Origin of the sequence: Nocardia sp. NPDC051990 (assembly GCF_040680755.1) — a bacterium.
Taxonomy (GTDB): Bacteria; Actinomycetota; Actinomycetes; order Mycobacteriales; family Mycobacteriaceae; genus Nocardia.
Genome location: NZ_JBFAXH010000011.1, coordinates 63,548 through 80,335, shown reverse-complemented (window position 1 = coordinate 80,335; position 16,788 = coordinate 63,548). Strand labels below are relative to the sequence as shown.

The window sequence follows — 16,788 nt, the reverse complement described above, 5'->3', positions numbered from 1 at the left end:
CTGTCATGGTAGGGATGCGGACCCGCGAGAACATCACACCCAGCGGGGATTTCGCCTCACCCGCTGGTGTGATGCCGCGGTATCCCGGCATCCGGATAATCCCCCGGCTCACCGTCGGAACCACCGCCCGGCCACCTGCGGGACCCCAAGACCGGGAACGCACCGACGATGCGCTCGACGATGACGCCGCATCCGCTCGCTCGGCGGCTTATGCGCGCCGCGCGTTGCACAGTGCGCACGCATTGTCGTAGCCATCGACCGCCCCCGGCTCGAGTCGAAACCGGTTTATGCGCAGCGGAATTGGAAGCCAGCGACCGGTGTCGTGTCGGGTGCCACGTTGACCTGAACGTAGGCGATGCTCGCCAATTCACAGCCGGACGGAACGGAGGTCACTTGCGCCTGGTAGCAGCCGTTCGGGAACGTCTGCGTCACGGTCCCATCACCCCCGGTCGTCAAGGTGGCCAGCACCGGACCGGCGGCGCAGGTGGTGATGCCGACCTCCACACCCGTCACCGGCAGTTGATCGGTGCCGGTGGTCGCCTGCACCTTCAGCGGACCATCGCCCGGTGCCTGCGCACCGGCCGCACCAGCGGGCAGCATCGCCAGCAGTGCGGCACCGAGTACGGACGTGACGAGCAGCGTGTTGCGCAAGCGGGTCTCCTTCGTGGATGTGAGCGGATCCGGGCGAGCACCCCCAGCCACCGTATTCCACATCGACCGGCTCGGCGACGACCTGAGACCGCAAGTCGTCCATCGCGCCGAGAATCAGGCGGGATCCGCGATAACCACCACACCGCTGGGTGCATCGACCAGCGAAACCGTCCGCGCGGCAGCATCATCCACATGCACGCGCGGATGATCGGGCAGCTCGGATTCGTAATACGTACCCGGACCATAGAATTGGCCGTACTTCACGACCACGCCGCCGATATCGAGCACCGCGGCCTCATGTTCCTGAATGACGGCACCACGACCGGCGGGCAGCTCCCACGCAATGCTCTGGGCGAGAAAACGTTTCGCGCCCGCGGCCTGGGCGGCGGCGATCAGATTCCGAGTGCCCTCGGAGCGGATACGCGCATTCGCACCGGCGCGTTCCGGAAGCAGCGTGACATCGTCGGGGAGATCGGTGAGCTGATGCATCACCAGATCGGGCCGGAAGGCGACGACCGCCACGGTGAGCTCGTCGAGGTCGTACACATCGCAGACCACTGGTTCCGCACCGACGAAACGCAACTGGTCGGCCTTTGCCGCAGACCGGGTCATCCCGGCAACCTCGTGCCCGGCCTCGATCAACAACGGCAACAACCGGGTTCCGATGACACCGGTCGCACCGGCCAGATAGATCCGCACCCGCCCCAGCCTAATTCTCGGATGAAATAGTCCGGAACGCGCCCGCGTAGCTGGTCGTATGCTCTAAGCCGGCGGTATCGAGGGAGATGGAGGATCTATGGCGGATCGGGAAGTGCTGACCTGGGAATTATTCGGGACGGCGAGCCGCGAGCTCGCCATCGAAATCGCCAAGGACGGGTTCGAGCCAGACCTGATCCTCTCGATCGCACGCGGTGGCCTATTCGTCGCCGGGGCGCTCGGTTACGCACTGGACGTCAAGAACCTGCACGTAATGAATGTCGAGTTCTATACAGGTATCGATCAGCGCCTTGATCTACCCGTCATGCTGCCACCGGTCCCGCAGGCGGTCGATCTCGCGGGTGCGACGGTCCTGATCGCCGACGATGTCGCCGATACCGGCGCCACCCTCAAACTCGTGCGCGACTTCTGCATCGACCATGTCGCCGAGGTGCGCTGCGCGGTCGTATACCAGAAGCCGCATTCCGAGGTCGAGTGTGAATACGTCTGGCGGCGCACCAACCGCTGGATCAACTTCCCCTGGTCCACCGAACCGCCGGTCGTCGATCGGCAGGCCCGAGTGCTCGACGCCTGAGCCGCCCGACTCGACGCTTTTTCATACGTCCCGTGCGACGGTGACTACCCGGAGCGCTGGGCCGTAGCGGCGTCGAGGCGGGTGCCGAGTGCGTTGACCTGGTCGCGCAGTTGGATAAACGCAGACGATCGTCCAATCACCGAACTGTTCCGGGCGGCCCCCGCCGGCCGCCGAAATGGCTGTGTGGCATGGCCGGTGGCTCACTCGACGGTACTGAGTAGCGTCGAGTGTTATGGCTACATCTCAGCATCCGGTCGCCACTGTGGGTACGCGGAAGTTGGCCGCGGCTTGCCGTGCGGAGATTCCTCTGCTGACCCGGCGGTTGTTGTCGGCGATTTTCACCGATAACCCGGAGTGGACGGATTACACATCGGTGCCGCGTAAGGAGTTGCGGGAGGGGTGTCGGCAGTATCTGACTCGGATTTTGGATCTGCTGGGCGGGGCGGGGATCGATCCCGAGCATGATGATGTGGCTGCGGCGATCGGTCGGCATCGCGCTGCGCAGGCGGTGCCGTTGGAGGCGATGCTGCGCACCTTCCGGCTCGGCGGCGCGATTGTGTGGGAGGCGTTGCTGGACAAGGCCGAGGCGATTGATGCGCGGGAGGTCCGTGCGGCGGGTACGGCGATGTGGACGGTGGTCGATGGGTTGTCCTCGGCGTTGGTTACCTCGTATCGCAACGCCGAGCTCGAACAGGTGCGCCGCGATGAGCGCCGCAGGCATGCGCTGATCGAGGATCTGCTCGCGGGCCGGGCGCATGATGCGAGCTTCGCGGCGCGGGTGGCACGTGAGCTGAACTTGCCCGCGCAGGGTGGGTATTTGGTGGTCGCGGTCCGCGGTGGTGAGGGGCGGGCGCTGCGCGCGGGCACCGAGACGGCGTTGGGCGCGTTGGGGATTCGGTCGGTGTGGCATGACCGTGTGGATGCGACGATCGGGCTGGTGTCGCTGGCACGTCACGACAGCGCTGCCGTGCTGGCTCATCTTCGCCCCCAGATACGCGGACTGGCTGGAGTCTCTCCTGCTGTCGCGGGACTCGCGGATGTCGATACCGCGCACGCACTCGCTGTCATAGCGATGCAGACATTGCCATTGGACGCGACGGGAGTGGTCGCCTTGGACGAGCGGTATCCGGAAGCGCTGCTGGTGCGCTCGCCCGACCTGACCGAACTGCTGGTCACGCGAACCCTCGGCCCGGTGCTGGCGCTGCCCGGCAAAGAGCGCGACTCATTGCTGCACACGCTGGCGGTGTGGCTGGCGGAGAATTGCTCGGCGGCCAATGCCGCGCCGCGTTTACATTGCCACCGCAATACCGTGATCAACCGGCTGCAACGCATCTCGGCCCTGCTCGATCGTCCGCTTGACGGGCAGCGCTGCTATGTGGAGTTGTCACTGGCGCTCGCGGCACTCCAACTTGGCCAATCCGGCTCCTCAGAGTCCCGATAGTCACCGTTGAAATTGGGCTCAGCGCCCATTTTCGGGACCGATTTCCTGGGCTTCGGAGTGATTGTTTGTGCGCTGGGTGGTGACGAGACTCGTCAATGATGACTCGCGCCATACCCGTGCCGAGTCGATATCGTTCGAGACGAGGAGCACCACGAGTGCCGGACTTCGATGTTTTGGTGGTCGGTGGCGGCCCCGGCGGCTATGTGGCCGCCATCCGCGCGGCCCAGCACGGCTTGACGGTCGGTTTGGTGGAGAAGGAACGGCCGGGCGGGGTATGCCTGAATTGGGGCTGTATTCCGACCAAGGCCATGTTGCGATCCGCTGAGGTTTTCCAGACAGTCAGTGCCGCAGCGGATTTCGGCGTCCATGTCGACAATGTGCGCTACGACTTCGCCGCCGTTCGCCAGCGCAAGGACGGCATCGTCACCGAACTCACCAACGGTGTCGCGGGTTTGCTCGCCGCCAACGGGGTGAAGGTCATCCATGGCCATGCCCGCTTCATCGATCCCACCACCGTCGAGGTGCACGAGGTGGGTCCCTCCCCCATAGGACCGGAGGGCCCGCGCTACGCCGCCGCCCCGACCACGCCGATCCAGCTGGTCAGCGGCCGTGATGTGATCATCGCGACCGGCTCGGTGCCGGCTCGGCTACCGATTCCCGGCGCTGATCTGCCCGGGGTGATCACTTCCGATGGCGCGTTCGGGCTGACCGAGGTGCCGCGGCGGCTGGTGATCATCGGCGGCAGCGCGGTCGGCGCCGAATGGGCCAGCCTGTTCGCCACCTTCGGCGCCGAGGTCACCATCGTCGAAATGCAGGACCGGCTCGTTCCCGCGGAGGACAAGGATATCGGGACTGCGCTCGGCCGGTCCTTCACCAAGCGCGGCATCACGGTGTGCACCGGGTCGACGGTGAAATCCATTGCGCAACAGTCGAATCAGGCACTGCGCGTGACGGTCGACGGCCCGCAGGCGCATGAGCTGGACGCCGACGTGGTGCTGGTCGGTGTCGGTCGGCGGCCCAATACCGCCGACCTGGGCTTGGACATCGCCGCAATCGCCACCGACGATCGCGGATTCATCACCGTCGATGAGCAGTTGCGTACCGGGACCGCACACGTCTATGCCATCGGCGACGTGACCGGTCGGGCGCTACTCGCCCACGTCGCCTCCCATCAGGGCCTCACCGCCGCCGACGTGATCGCCGGACACCAGGCGCGTATCGACTACACAGTGATCCCCGCGGCCACGTTCACCCATCCGGAGATCGCCAGCGTCGGACTCACCGAGGCCGCCGCCCGCGCCGCCGGGCACGAGGTGATCACCGCGCGCTTCCCGTTCGCGGCTCTGGGGCGAGCCAAGACCTTCGGCGATACCGAGGGTTTCATGAAAATTGTTGCTGGACAAAAGCATCAGGAGGTCCTTGGTGTGCACATCATCGGCCCGTCAGCGAGCGACCTGATCACCGAAGGCGCATTGGCGATTTCGCTCGAGGCGACACTCGACGAACTGGCCGACACCATCCACGCCCACCCGACTCTCGGCGAAATCGGCATGGAGGCGGCACTGGCCGGACTCGGACTGCCCGTACACATCGCGCCACGCAAACGCTGAGGAGCCACCGTGACCACGAGGACCGCCCCCCGGAAAACCGCATCGAAAGCCCGCGAGGCATTCGCCGGCACCGATCCCGATACTCTGCGCGGCTACTTCCGCGACATGCTGTTCGTGCGCCGCTTCGAAGAGCGCACCGCGCAGGGCTACACCCAGGCCAAGATCGGCGGCTACTGCCATCTCAACCTCGGCGAGGAAGCCACCGTCGTCGGACTCGCCGCAGCGATGCGCCCCACCGACTACCTGTTCACCAACTACCGCGAACACGGCTACGCGATCGCTAAAGGCATCGAACCCGGCCGGGTGATGGCCGAGCTCTACGGCCGATCCACCGGCACCTCCAAAGGCTGGGGCGGCTCGATGCACATGTTCGACACCGCGACCCGGCTGCTCGGCGGCTATGGCATCGTGGGCGGCCAGTTGCCGCTGGCCGTCGGCGCCGCACTGGCCATCGACTACCGCGGCGGCGACGATGTGGTGGTCTGCCAAATGGGTGACGGCACAACGAATATCGGTGCATTCCACGAGTCGCTGAATATCGCGGCACTGTGGCGCCTGCCCGTGGTGTTCGTTGTCATCAACAACCAGACCGGCATGGGCACCACCGTCGAACAGTCCTCCGCCGAACCCGACCTCTACAAGCGGGCCACCGCATACCGGATGCGCGGCGAACGAGTCGATGGGACCGACGTCCTCGCGGTGCGGGATATCGCCACCGAGCTGGTGGAAGCCGCTCGCCGAGAGGGCAAACCGGCCCTGCTCGAAGCCGTCAGCCACCGACTCAAGGGGCATTCGGTGGTCGACCCCGCGAAATACCGTAGCGCCGAAGCGGTTTCGACCGCACACGAAGCCGATCCGGTCGCGCGGCTACAGCGCGAGCTGATTGCCGCCGGTGTCCTCGACGAGGACACCGTTGCCGCTATGGAAGCCGAGGTGCGCGAAGGGGTGGACGCCGCCGTGGCATTCGCCGACGCCAGTCCGCATCCCGAGCCGGCGAGCCTGTTCGATTACACCTACGCCACCCCGGTGGCCGGTGAGTCCCGACGGCTACCAGCCGATCCGCTGTTCTGAAAACACTTCCCGCAAACCGCTGAGGACACCACCGTGCCTGTCATGACCTATCGCGAAGCGCTGCGCGAAACCCTGCGCGAGGAGATGCGTCGCGATGACGACGTCCTGCTGATCGGGGAGGAGATCGGCATCTTCGAAGGCTCCTACAAGATCACCGCTGGATTACTCGCCGAATTCGGCGATAAACGGGTCCGCGACACTCCGATCGCAGAAGAGGGATTCGTCGGCGCGGCCATCGGCGCCGCCATGCTCGGCCTGCGCCCCGTCGTGGAACTCATGACGATCAACTTCTCGCTGCTGGCGCTGGACCAGATCGTCAACCACGCCGCCAAGATCTACGGCATGTTCGGCGGACAGACCAGCGTCCCGATGGTGATCCGCACTCCCGGTGGCGGCGGCCAACAACTCGGCGCCACCCACTCACAGAACATCGAGCTGTACTACGCGTTCGTACCCGGACTGAAGGTCGTCGCCCCCAGCACTCCAGCCGACGCCCGCGCACTGCTGCGCGCGGCGATCGAAGACGACGACCCGGTACTGTTCCTGGAAAACCTCGCCCTCTACAACACCAAAGGCGAAGTACCCGAGAATCTTCCGCCCGCCCAGATCGGCAAGGCAACGATCACCCGCGCCGGCACCGACATCACCCTCATCGGCTACTCGCGAATGGCGACGATCGCCACCCAAGTCGCCGAACGCCTTGCCGCCGAAGGGATCTCGGCCGAGGTCATCGACCTGCGCAGCCTACGCCCCTTGGACCGCGACACCATTGTCACCTCGGTACGCAAGACCGGCTGCGCCGTGGTCGCCGAAGACGACTGGCTCACCTACGGCATCGGCGCGGAAATCGCCGCCTCCATCTCCGACGGCGCTTTCGACTACCTCGACGCCCCCGTCCGACGAGTCGCCGCAGCCGAAGTACCACTGCCCTACGCCAAAACCCTCGAACAGATCGCGCTGCCGTCCGCCGAATCCCTCTACACCGCCGCCGCGGAAACACTCGCGGCCGTCGGCCGACGCCGCTGAGGAGAGAACACATGCCCGACATCACCATGCCCCGCCTCTCCGACACCATGGAGGAAGGCGTCATCGTCGCCTGGCTCAAGCAAGTCGGCGACACGATCAACCGCGGCGATATCCTCGCCGAAATCGAAACCGACAAAGCCCTGATGGAACTCGAAGCCTACGATGACGGCATCCTCGAACAGATCCTGTTCGAACCCGGCTCGCGAGTCCCGATCGGCAACACAATCGCGCTGATCGGCGACGGAACCCGGTCCACACCGGGCGGCTCCGGCGGATCGAACGACTCGCCTGCCGAAAGTGGTCCGGCATCGAGTGATACGGCGAAAGGGCGTGTGGCCACTTCACCAACGCCGTCGGGAAGCGTTGGTGCGCAGGATAATCCGATCGACGCGGCCGGAACTGTTCCCGCGGCTACCCACACCGGACGCCGCGAGAAGTCCTCACCACTGGCCCGCAAGATCGCCCGCGAACTCGGTATCGACCTCGCCACCGTAACCGGCACCGGGCCCAGCGGGCGGATCACCCGCCACGATGTCGAATCCGCCCACCGCACCATCGAATCCACCCCCGATACCTCGGCCGACGCAGCTGTTACCGCGATTCCTACCTCGGGCGACTACGACGAGATCCCGCTCAGCACCATCCAGCAGGTATCGGCCAAACGCCTCACCCAAAGCAAACAGCAAGCCCCGCACATCTACTTGACCAGCGCAATCGACGTCACCGACCTGCTGGCCTTCCGCGCCGAGATCAACCGCACCCTCGAACAGGCAGGCAAAACCAAGGTCAGCGTCAACGACCTACTCGTCAAAGCCGTCGCCACAACACTGCGCACCGACCCCGCCGTCAACGTCTCCATCCTCGACGACAAACTCCTGCGGCACCGCGGCATTCACCTCGGCATCGCCGTCGCCACCCCCGCCGGACTCCTCGTCCCGGTCATCCGCGACGCCGACCGCAAACCCATCTCCGAGATCGCCGCCGAAACCCGCGACAAAGCCGAACGCGCCCGCGACCGCAAACTCCGCGCCGACGAAATGAGCGGCGGCACCTTCACCATCTCCAACCTCGGCATGTTCGGCATCGAACAATTCACCGCCGTCATCAACCCACCCGAATCCGCCATCCTCGCCATCGGCGCCGCCAAAGACGAACTACGCCTGGACAACACCCAGGTCATCACCCGCAGCATCCTGCGCGTCACCCTCTCCGCCGACCACCGCGCAATCGACGGCGCCACCGCCGCACGATTCCTCCAGCAACTGACCGAACTTCTGGAGCACCCCCTACGCATCATCACCTAACTCGACCACCTCATCGTCTTCGGGCCCCGACCTCGAATCGCCCGATCCAGCCTTGCTGTACGGCGAGCCAACCGACGTCGCCTTCATGCGCTCGGCCCATCGGCTGCCGGCAGCACACGCGCCGTTCGCGCTGGCGACCCATGGCGGTGTGCTTCGCGAGGCGCTGCTGACCGCACTCGGTCCGGTCCCGGTGCGACAGTTGCTTAGAGTGCAACCGGAATCTGCAATAGGCGTTTGTCGGCCTCGTAGCTACCGCGGGCGTCGAAATCGTCGACGACGATACCGACGGTGCCGAATAATTCGACCGCGGGCTCGAGGTCGCCGATCGCACTGAAATCAAGCAATGGCTGCCGCGTCGCGGCGTCGGTCATTTTCGAGACACTATCGGCATACTCTGACCGAAAGGTGAACAGTCGACAGCGCCGGAACTCACGCCGCATCGCAGCCGTATCACATGCGGCGTCGACTCTTCCTGGACATGCGCAGACCCCACACCTCCACGGTTGTCGCCATGGCCATGTATTGCAGGTAAGCGGCAATGACCAGCCAGCTGCCGTAGTCGTGCAGCCATCCCGGTAACGGCAGCAGCGCCACCACACCGAGGCAGATGAGCAGTGCGCCGACCACCAGTGCCGGGATCCTCAGCGGCGCGAGCTGCTCATCGAGAACGGCACGGGTGGACCGCGCCGGATCCGCGGCCCGCGAACTCGGTCGGGCGGCGGGAACACCCGTATCGATTGTCTCGAAGGAGTTGGGTATGGAGGTTCGGATAGCCATAGCGTTCTCCAGGCCGACACTGCGATCGACCGCGGTAGCGATTCGATATGGAAAATGGCGCAACACGGGGTAATCGCCGTGGTCGGCGACCGATCCGTCCTGTCATGCGGCGCGACTGCCGCTCCCTCACGTCTACGATTGCTAACTACTGGATATCGATAGCGTGCCGGTTATTCAGCTTCGAGAAAAGCCCGAATGTGATATCCGACTCCACACGCTCACGCGAGACCGAATCGTGACCTGGCGCACGGATTTGATCCATGACCTCGGTGGATAACTGCCTACACGGCGACACTTGCGTCTGTTGGGGAGACGCCGAAGTTACCGAACCGATATCAAGCGGCGCGTTTGCTGAGCGGCGACCACGCCTGATCGCGACACGTTCCGGCACAGCCGATCGACCACATGGTCGTGTCGAGCAGCCTGCCGTTGCGTACCGTCAGCATCGCCGCTCTGGCCAGCTCCCGGTGGCTACCCGGTCGTAGCGGACGGCGAATTCCACCTGACTCAGCAACGTGGTAGCCGGCACCGGCCGCTGTGTGCTGCGCGAGTCGAGCGCGCAGTCCGAAGCCACCGCTACCGCCCACAACCAGGTACTGCGGCTGAGTACCCGACTGGCCACCAAAGCGAGCAGCACCGCGGCCACAACCAGATCCGGTGCCGGAGGCCGCGCCACCAGATGATCAGCAACACACGCCGCCGCGGATGGACCGGATCGTTGCGGTGCGGGAGCACGCGAAGACAGGCGAAGGGTTTATGGGCCCCGGCCGCGAAGTAGCGGACGATCGACTCGACGCAGGGGAACAACCATCCCGCCATCCGTGGATCACCAGTACGCGGCGCGCGGGCGGCCCGAACGTGCGCGCTAGCCGCGGGCGTTGGTGACGACCGGCACCAGATACCTGCGCGCGAACGCGGCGAGCTCGTCGTCGGACCCCAGCCGGGCCGTACCGTGCGGGGCAAGGATGAGTGAATGCACTACGCGGCAAACGATTTCGGCACGAATCCCCAAGTCGTCCGCGTCGGCGAGGAGTCCGCGCGCTACCGCGCCTTCGAGTATGGTGGCGGTTGCGGCGACGCACATGGTGAACGTGGTGGCGCCGTCGACGGTGAGTTTCATGATCACCCGCTCGGGTTCGACCGTGAGCATTCGTTCGACCATGGGGTGGGTGCGCCAGCCCGTCACGACCGTGACGAATATATCGGCGACGAGATCATCGATGCTGTCGTGACGTTCGGGCATTGCGCCGAGTTCCGCCAGCAGGGTCGCGACCTCACGGCTGATCACCGCCTGCACGAGATCATCGCGCGAACCCACCCGCCGGTAGACCGTGACCCGATCCACCCCGGCCCGCCGGGCAACATCCTCGATCGTCGTCTTCTTGACGCCGACCTTCGCGAACTGGATCAAGGCAGCGTCGAGGATCCGCGCCTCGAGATCGGACGCATCGTGGCGACTCAGGGGTGTTCTCGACGCCGTCACGCAATTGACGCTAGCAGACCGCCCACGCCGGAAATGTGGCCGATGGGCGGAACATGCTGCCACATTGCAATGAGATTTGTGGCGCTGTACGGTCCTGGCATGGCTGACACGGCGGACGCGACGAAGCGCACCCACCGCGACGACATGCACGCGATCAATGCGAGCGACGTCCATTTCGAGTTCGAACGGAAGGATCCGGAGGCCGGCACAGGCCGATTGTGGTTGCGGCAGTTCGCCAGTGCCACCCGCCGCAGTGTGATCCCCAGCTGGACGACCGAAATCCCGCGCTGTCTGCGACCGGGTTTCCCTCCCACGCAGCTGGGTCCGATGAGCAAGCCGTTGCGGTATCTCGGGCACTCGCGCGCGGCTCGGGCGGCGGTTCACTGATGGGCAGGCCGACCGATGGCACGCCGATGAGTCTGCGGGTACTCGGCGCGATCGTGGACGCCTACAAGAGCGTCTTCGTGAAAGGCGGGGCCGCCCCACTGCTGTCGCAACCGAAGCCGGTGCGGCGCACGGGATTCGAGCTCGATGTGCGCATCGAGCGTATCGAACGCCAGACCGATGATGTGGTGAGTCTGACGCTGCGCGTTGCGGCGGGCGGCCCGCTGCCGACCTGGCGACCGGGCTCTCATGTGGATGTATTTCTGCCCTCCGGCCGGCAGCGGCAGTATTCGCTGTGCGGGGATCCGTCGGATCGGTTCCGCTACCGCATCGCGGTGCGACTCATCCAGGACGGCGGCGGAGGCTCCCGCGAGGTGCACGAGACGCTGCGCACCGATGACCGGCTGCGCATTCGCGGCCCCCGCAACGCATTCACCTTCGTCGACGCCCCGTCGTATCTGTTCCTGGCCGGTGGCATCGGCATCACACCGATTCTGCCGATGGTGCGGGCCGCGGGTACACGCGGGCAACTGGTGTACCTCGGACGCTCGCGCGACACCATGCCATTTCTGCACGAACTGCCCGACGCGGATATCCGTCCCGACGACGAATTCGGTGTCTCCGATATCGCCGAACTCATTGCTCGCGCCGAACCCGGTGCAGCCGTGTACGTCTGCGGACCGCCGCCGATGCTGGCGGCGGCGCAGCGCTGCATGTTCGAGCTGAATCCGACCGGATCGCTGCACACCGAGCGCTTCTCGGCGCTACCGGTCACCGATGGCCGCGCATTCGATATCGCCCTCGCTCGCACCGGCGGCACGGTCCGCGTCGGCGCGGACGAGACCGCCCTGACCGCGCTGCGCCGTCGGCTCCCGGATACCGCCTACTCCTGCCAGCAGGGCTTCTGCGGCACCTGCAAGGTCGGCGTGGCCGCCGGATCCGTCGATCACCGCGACCGCCTGCTCGCCGAATCCGAACGAGCCGATCACATGCTGGTGTGTGTGTCGCGCGCTGTCAGCGACGAACTCGTACTCGACCTCTGAACGGCCGGCGGCCAACCCCGGTTCCACTGCCACCCGGCACAACGGCCGCGCTGGCGCGGATCGCATTCGAAAGTCCTTGGCTCGGGCGGCCTCGGACGACACTCCCCGGCATCGGAATTCAGGCCGATGCGGCAAGCACCGCATCCGTCGCCGCGGCAGCGCCGACGGTAATCCTGATACCCATGCCGCACTGCTTGACCTGGATTCCGTCTCGCACGAAAGCCGCATGGAGCCGATCTATTTCGGCAGGACCGCAGGAACCGAGGTACACGAAGTTCGCCGCACTCGTCGGCACCGCGAAGCCCAGTTCGCGCAACCCCGTAGTGAGCCGACCACATTCGCGGGTGATCGCCGCGGTGCGTACCGTCAATTCCGCCTCGGCGTCATAGCAGGCCCGCACACCGGCCTCAGCCGGTGCGGTCACCCCGAACGGCAACTGCCGCCGTCGAATCCGCGCAATCACCGGGACCGCTCCGAACGCATACCCGACCCGTGGCGCCGCCAACCCGTGTGCCTTCGAAAAAGTCCGCAGCACAACAAGATTAGGATACCGCACCACCAGGTCGGCCGCGGCCACCCGATCCGCCTCCGCGACGAAGTCGATGTACGCCTCGTCGAGCACGACCGTGACCGATGGATCGATCCGATCGAGGAGCCCCTCGAGTTCCACCTGTCCGATACAGGTGCCGGTCGGATTGTGCGGACTGCACAGCACAGCCATCCGCGTGCGCGCATCGATGGCATCGCCGATGGCGTCGAGATCTTGATGACCGTCCGCTGTAAGTGGAACCTCCACGACCCGACCGCCGATGGTCTCGGTCAGCAACGGATATCCGTCGAAGGTCGGTGTCGCCATCACCACGCCATCGCCCGGCGCGACGAACTCGCGCAAGATATGCCTGATGACCCCGGTCGCACCCGCGCCGACCACCACCTGATCGGCCGGTACGCCGAGCTGCTCGGCGATCATTCCGGGCAGCCTGCGCGGCAGGTACTCCGGATAACGGTTCGCCGCCAGCCGTGCGCCCCGCAGCGCGGCGCGCACGGATGGTAAAGGGCCATAAGGGTTTTCATCTAGCGAAAGCCGATGCTCCAGTTCCGAGGTCGGCGACATATCGAATCCCCTCGCTCAGTGTCCGCCACGGTTACCGGACGGTTCCGTTGATGCCACGGCTACGACGAACGCCCGCACGGCTATCTGTGCGGGCGCTCGATTCGAACGCATGCTCCGCGGTCGTTAGATCACCGCATTCATGATCGTGCCCGCACTGGTCGCGACCACGCCACCGGCCATCGCACTGGCAATCATCTTCGGCGACTGCAGTCCACCCCCGGACCATTTCTCCCAGGCGAACCGACCACCGCCATAGGTAATGGCGGTGACCCCGGACAACTGAATCAGCCAGGTGAAATACCGGCCCATTTGCATCAGCTTGTCCGCCACCGGCGGCGCCTCGGGCTCCGGATTACTGATCTCGGCTAGCACAGTGTCGTGTAATGCAGCGAGAATCATGCTCACTTTCATGCTCCTTGTCGCATGCCGGTGCTGGGAGAAGACTTCGCAATGGACCGCTAGAGCGCGTCGACCTCCACAGATTCAACCTCATCAAGATCATGTGGCGTGGCCGACACACCGGATTCGATCCCCTGATGCGGTTCGAATCCCGGCCTGCCGGGCATTCGCCACGCCTATCCTGAGCGGGAAAAATTCGCCGGAGCGGGCCGCCGACCGTGGGCAGATCGGCGATTGCGGGACCTGACATCCCGCCCCGTCACAGGAGGGAATCTTCATGCCGGATAGCTGGGCCGAAACCGCCACTGGGTTGCCGGCCAAAATCGACACAAGTGGCCCATGAAGCTCGAGTTTACGATTATTGGCTAGGCGGAAAGGATAATTATCCGGCCGACCGGGCACTCGGTGACGCGATAGCCACCCACATTCCGGCCATCCAGACTATGGCCCGCGACAATCGGGCCGGCCGCGCGGTGCGCTACGTCGTCCCGTCCGGCAGCTATCTCGTGATCACCCATCCGACCGCCGATTTCGACGCCCGCGCCATGGCCAGGGTGGTGGCCTCGGCCGAATCCGCCGGAATCTCCTTCAATCCGCGCAGCCGGGACGACCCCGAAAGTCTGTTCGCCGGAGCCGAGATCGTCGAACCGGGCGTCGTCCCCGTCGTCACCTGGCATCCGGAATTGGTCGGCGACCTATCGGGTCGAGCACAAGCGGTCCTCGCCGATCCGGAATCCGCGTGGTATTGGGCGGGTGTGGGCCGCAGGGCCTGATCGCCGTCCGATGTTTGGGTCGACGCCGGTCGGCAACCCCACTCATGAGGTGATCGATCATGGTCAACGATCTGGAGAAACGGTGGGCGGGGGACGACCGGACCTTTCGCCGGGTGGCTATCTATGTGGCGGCGGTGCTGGCGGTGGCCGCGGCCGTCTTCGTGATTACCGCGATTTGGGCGGCCGGCCGGGCGGCCTGCGCGTCCGCGGAAAGCATGCTGTGTGACACCGCCGCGAAAGCCGCGGTCCTGGCCGGACCGACCGTGGTGCTGATACTCGGCGGCATCGGCGCATTCGTGCAGACCTATCGCGAATGGCGGCGCGGCCGGAGCTGGCCGATCTGGCAGGGCGGAGGCTGGTTCTTGTTCACCATGATGATCGTCTATCTGGGCATCGGCGGTGGCAGCGTCGCGGGCTGAGCAATCAGGGTGTGATGTGAGGCATATGCGATGTGGTTGTGCACATGCCGCAGCCGGTGTAATCCGAGCTACCCGACCCGCACCACGAGTTTGCCGAAGTTACGGCCCTCGAGCATGCCGATGAACGCCTTCGGCGCCTGCTCGAGACCTTCGACAATGTCCTCGCGGTAGCGGACCCGGTCTTCGGCGATCCAGCCGGACATCTCGCGCAGGAAATCCTTGTACATCTCCCGGACGAATTCGGTCTGAATGAATCCACGCACCGTGAGACTCTTGGTCAGAATGCGACCGTAGAAGCCGGGCAGGCGATCCGGGCCCTCGGGTGTTCCGATTGCGTTGTAATTCGCAATCAGGCCGCAAACCGGAACGCGCGCATAGGTATTCAGCAACGGATAAACTGCGTCCGCCACCGCACCGCCGACATTTTCGAAATAGATATCGATGCCATCGGGCACGGCGGCACGCAATCGATCGGCGAAATCCGGTGCGCGATGGTCGATTGCCGCATCGAAGCCCAATTCCTCGCGCACATAGGCGCATTTCTCCGGGCCACCCGCAATGCCGATCGCCCGCAGACCCTTGATGCGGGCGATCTGGCCGACAGCGGAGCCGACCGGGCCACTGGCCGCGGCGACCACCAGGGTCTCCCCCGCCTTCGGCTGCCCGACCTTCAGCAGCCCGGAATACGCCGTGAACCCCGGCATACCGAGCACACCGAGCGCGGTCGATATCGGCGCTTTGTCCGGATCCAGCTTGCGTAGTCCCGACGCGGACGCGACCTGATGCGTCTGCCAGCCCGAATAGGCTTGCACCACATCACCTTTCGTAAGTGACGGAGCGCGTGATTCGAGTACATCGGCGACGGTGCCGCCGACCATCACAGCACCGATCTCGACCGGCGCCGCATATGATTCAGCGGCACTCATCCGCCCGCGCATATATGGATCGAGGGATAAATACCGGGTCCGCAGCAGCACCTCACCCTCGCCGGGCGCGGGAAGTGTCGTGGTCTCGATGCGGAAATTCGCCGGGGTCGGTGCGCCCTCCGGCCGGGATGCCAGCACAATCCTCGTCGACTCGACCATATGGCTTACCCTATCGCTAGCCACTCGCCCAGGCATGGAATAGCTAATTCGGCTAACGGATATCGCGCTGCCACCGATACAGGACTGTCGACTCCTCTGACGACAGTTCGCGGCTTCACCGAAGTTCGTATTCGACTACGACCTGCTCAGGAGTTAATTTGGCACCGCAATTTCGCATCGGACACCCTGCACGGACGGCGCTCACCTCGACCACCGCCGCACTGGCCTTGCTGCTGAGCGTCGGCCTCGGCACCGCGACCGCGCGCCCCGTCGGTCCCTACGACGTCGGCGGAGCCATCGAGGTCGAATACGACCAGGTGGGCGGCCCGGGTGCGCTCGGCGACCCGACCGGACCCGAACTCGACGCCGCCAACGGTGGCCGGTACCAGACATTCGAGCGCAATGCCTCGATCTACTGGCATCCCGATACCGGCGCGAATGAGATCGGCGGCCCGATCCGCGACAAGTGGCGCGACCTCGGCGGGGAGACCGGTGTACTGCGCTACCCCGTCACCCGTCAGCTATCCACGCCGTCGGGATCCGGCACCTACAACGTTTTCCAGGGCGGGTCCATCTACTGGTCCCTCGGCACCGCCGCGCACCAGATCGGCGGCGCGATACGCGATAAATGGGGAGCCTACGGTTGGGAGAGCGGCGCGCTCGGGTTCCCGCTCACCGACGAGTCGGCCGCACGCGCGGACAACGGGCGCTACAACCTGTTCCCGGGCGGCGCGATCTATTGGTCCCCGCGTTCCGGTGTACATGTCGTCTGGGGTGCGATCCGCGATCTGTGGGTGTCCAACGGCGCGGAATCCGGGCGCTACGGCTTCCCGACGGGCGAGGAATACGACTACCAGGGCGGGAAGGCGCAGGAATTCCAGGGCGGTCGGATCACCTGGCACCCCTGATGAAAGCAG

21 protein-coding genes and 1 pseudogene are annotated in these 16,788 nt (G+C 65.3%); 13 read left to right on the top strand and 9 right to left on the bottom strand.

Going from position 1 to position 16,788, the window contains the following annotated elements; genetic code table 11:
- The first annotated feature begins 14 nt into the window (after window positions 1-14).
- Window positions 15-251, top strand: coding sequence for a hypothetical protein (locus AB0L63_RS20760; protein ID WP_364503131.1), 237 nt, complete (start codon window positions 15-17; stop codon window positions 249-251).
- 34 nt (window positions 252-285) lie between these two features.
- Here AB0L63_RS20760 and AB0L63_RS20755 read toward each other — a convergent pair whose 3' ends face one another.
- Window positions 286-651, bottom strand: a complete 366-nt coding sequence (locus tag AB0L63_RS20755) for a hypothetical protein (RefSeq protein ID WP_364503128.1) — start codon at window positions 649-651, stop codon at window positions 286-288.
- A gap of 114 nt (window positions 652-765) precedes the next feature.
- A complete protein-coding gene (locus AB0L63_RS20750) occupies window positions 766-1,350 on the bottom strand; it encodes an NAD(P)H-binding protein (protein WP_364503126.1) in 585 nt (194 codons plus the stop codon).
- A gap of 97 nt (window positions 1,351-1,447) precedes the next feature.
- Between AB0L63_RS20750 and AB0L63_RS20745 the strand changes: the two genes are divergently transcribed.
- The 6 genes from AB0L63_RS20745 (at window position 1,448) to AB0L63_RS20720 (ending at window position 8,394) form a co-directional block, all read left to right on the top strand.
- On the top strand, window positions 1,448-1,942 hold the full coding sequence (locus AB0L63_RS20745; protein ID WP_364503123.1) for a phosphoribosyltransferase: 495 nt from the start codon (window positions 1,448-1,450) through the stop codon (window positions 1,940-1,942).
- Between the two features lie 232 nt (window positions 1,943-2,174).
- Window positions 2,175-3,383 carry a helix-turn-helix domain-containing protein gene (locus AB0L63_RS20740; protein ID WP_364503121.1) on the top strand — a complete coding sequence of 403 codons (1,209 nt, stop codon included), beginning with the start codon at window positions 2,175-2,177 and terminating at the stop codon, window positions 3,381-3,383.
- 155 nt (window positions 3,384-3,538) lie between these two features.
- Window positions 3,539-4,993, top strand: coding sequence for a dihydrolipoyl dehydrogenase (gene lpdA, locus AB0L63_RS20735; protein ID WP_364503119.1), 1,455 nt, complete (start codon window positions 3,539-3,541; stop codon window positions 4,991-4,993).
- Between the two features lie 9 nt (window positions 4,994-5,002).
- Entirely contained in the window at window positions 5,003-6,064 is a 1,062-nt protein-coding gene (gene pdhA, locus AB0L63_RS20730; protein WP_364503116.1) for a pyruvate dehydrogenase (acetyl-transferring) E1 component subunit alpha, read from the top strand.
- A gap of 42 nt (window positions 6,065-6,106) precedes the next feature.
- Window positions 6,107-7,090 carry an alpha-ketoacid dehydrogenase subunit beta gene (locus tag AB0L63_RS20725; protein WP_364503114.1) on the top strand — a complete coding sequence of 328 codons (984 nt, stop codon included), beginning with the start codon at window positions 6,107-6,109 and terminating at the stop codon, window positions 7,088-7,090.
- A gap of 11 nt (window positions 7,091-7,101) precedes the next feature.
- Window positions 7,102-8,394, top strand: coding sequence for a dihydrolipoamide acetyltransferase family protein (locus AB0L63_RS20720; protein WP_364503111.1), 1,293 nt, complete (start codon window positions 7,102-7,104; stop codon window positions 8,392-8,394).
- Window positions 8,395-8,597: 203 nt separating this feature from the next.
- Here the strand turns inward: AB0L63_RS20720 and AB0L63_RS20715 are convergent, their stop codons facing one another.
- The 4 genes from AB0L63_RS20715 to AB0L63_RS20700 form a co-directional block, all read right to left on the bottom strand.
- Window positions 8,598-8,765, bottom strand: coding sequence for a hypothetical protein (locus AB0L63_RS20715; RefSeq protein WP_364503109.1), 168 nt, complete (start codon window positions 8,763-8,765; stop codon window positions 8,598-8,600).
- A 79-nt stretch (window positions 8,766-8,844) separates the two neighbouring features.
- Window positions 8,845-9,171 carry a hypothetical protein gene (locus AB0L63_RS20710; protein ID WP_364503106.1) on the bottom strand — a complete coding sequence of 109 codons (327 nt, stop codon included), beginning with the start codon at window positions 9,169-9,171 and terminating at the stop codon, window positions 8,845-8,847.
- Between the two features lie 439 nt (window positions 9,172-9,610).
- A complete protein-coding gene (locus AB0L63_RS20705) occupies window positions 9,611-9,847 on the bottom strand; it encodes a hypothetical protein (protein WP_364503104.1) in 237 nt (78 codons plus the stop codon).
- Window positions 9,848-10,036: 189 nt separating this feature from the next.
- Window positions 10,037-10,654 (bottom strand): helix-turn-helix domain-containing protein, encoded by a 618-nt coding sequence (locus AB0L63_RS20700; protein ID WP_364503101.1) that lies wholly within the window; start codon window positions 10,652-10,654, stop codon window positions 10,037-10,039.
- Between the two features lie 99 nt (window positions 10,655-10,753).
- Between AB0L63_RS20700 and AB0L63_RS20695 the strand changes: the two genes are divergently transcribed.
- Window positions 10,754-11,041, top strand: coding sequence for a hypothetical protein (locus AB0L63_RS20695; RefSeq protein ID WP_364503098.1), 288 nt, complete (start codon window positions 10,754-10,756; stop codon window positions 11,039-11,041).
- Window positions 11,041-12,081: a PDR/VanB family oxidoreductase gene (locus AB0L63_RS20690; RefSeq protein ID WP_364503095.1), complete on the top strand. Its 1,041-nt coding sequence runs from the start codon at window positions 11,041-11,043 to the stop codon at window positions 12,079-12,081. The genes AB0L63_RS20695 and AB0L63_RS20690 overlap by 1 nt, the downstream gene beginning before the upstream one ends.
- Before the next feature lie 118 nt (window positions 12,082-12,199).
- On the opposite strand, the gene AB0L63_RS20685 is transcribed toward AB0L63_RS20690, so the two are convergent.
- Window positions 12,200-13,195 (bottom strand): aminotransferase class I/II-fold pyridoxal phosphate-dependent enzyme, encoded by a 996-nt coding sequence (locus AB0L63_RS20685; RefSeq protein ID WP_364503092.1) that lies wholly within the window; start codon window positions 13,193-13,195, stop codon window positions 12,200-12,202.
- Window positions 13,196-13,318: 123 nt separating this feature from the next.
- Window positions 13,319-13,594 carry a hypothetical protein gene (locus AB0L63_RS20680; protein WP_364503447.1) on the bottom strand — a complete coding sequence of 92 codons (276 nt, stop codon included), beginning with the start codon at window positions 13,592-13,594 and terminating at the stop codon, window positions 13,319-13,321.
- A gap of 218 nt (window positions 13,595-13,812) precedes the next feature.
- Between AB0L63_RS20680 and AB0L63_RS20675 the strand changes: the two are divergent.
- The 3 genes and pseudogenes from AB0L63_RS20675 to AB0L63_RS20665 all read left to right on the top strand — a co-directional run.
- Window positions 13,813-14,022 (top strand): annotated as a pseudogene (locus tag AB0L63_RS20675) (SAM-dependent methyltransferase); the annotation flags it as partial.
- 15 nt (window positions 14,023-14,037) lie between these two features.
- Window positions 14,038-14,367 carry an SAM-dependent methyltransferase gene (locus tag AB0L63_RS20670; protein ID WP_364503444.1) on the top strand — a complete coding sequence of 110 codons (330 nt, stop codon included), beginning with the start codon at window positions 14,038-14,040 and terminating at the stop codon, window positions 14,365-14,367.
- Window positions 14,368-14,426: 59 nt separating this feature from the next.
- Complete coding sequence (locus AB0L63_RS20665; RefSeq protein WP_364503089.1) at window positions 14,427-14,786, top strand: hypothetical protein; 360 nt, start codon at window positions 14,427-14,429, stop codon at window positions 14,784-14,786.
- A 68-nt stretch (window positions 14,787-14,854) separates the two neighbouring features.
- On the opposite strand, the gene AB0L63_RS20660 is transcribed toward AB0L63_RS20665, so the two are convergent.
- Window positions 14,855-15,871, bottom strand: a complete 1,017-nt coding sequence (locus AB0L63_RS20660) for an NADP-dependent oxidoreductase (RefSeq protein WP_364503086.1) — start codon at window positions 15,869-15,871, stop codon at window positions 14,855-14,857.
- 158 nt (window positions 15,872-16,029) lie between these two features.
- Here AB0L63_RS20660 and AB0L63_RS20655 point away from each other — a divergent pair, with 158 nt between their 5' ends.
- A complete protein-coding gene (locus AB0L63_RS20655) occupies window positions 16,030-16,779 on the top strand; it encodes a hypothetical protein (protein ID WP_364503083.1) in 750 nt (249 codons plus the stop codon).
- The last annotated feature ends 9 nt before the right edge of the window (window positions 16,780-16,788 follow it).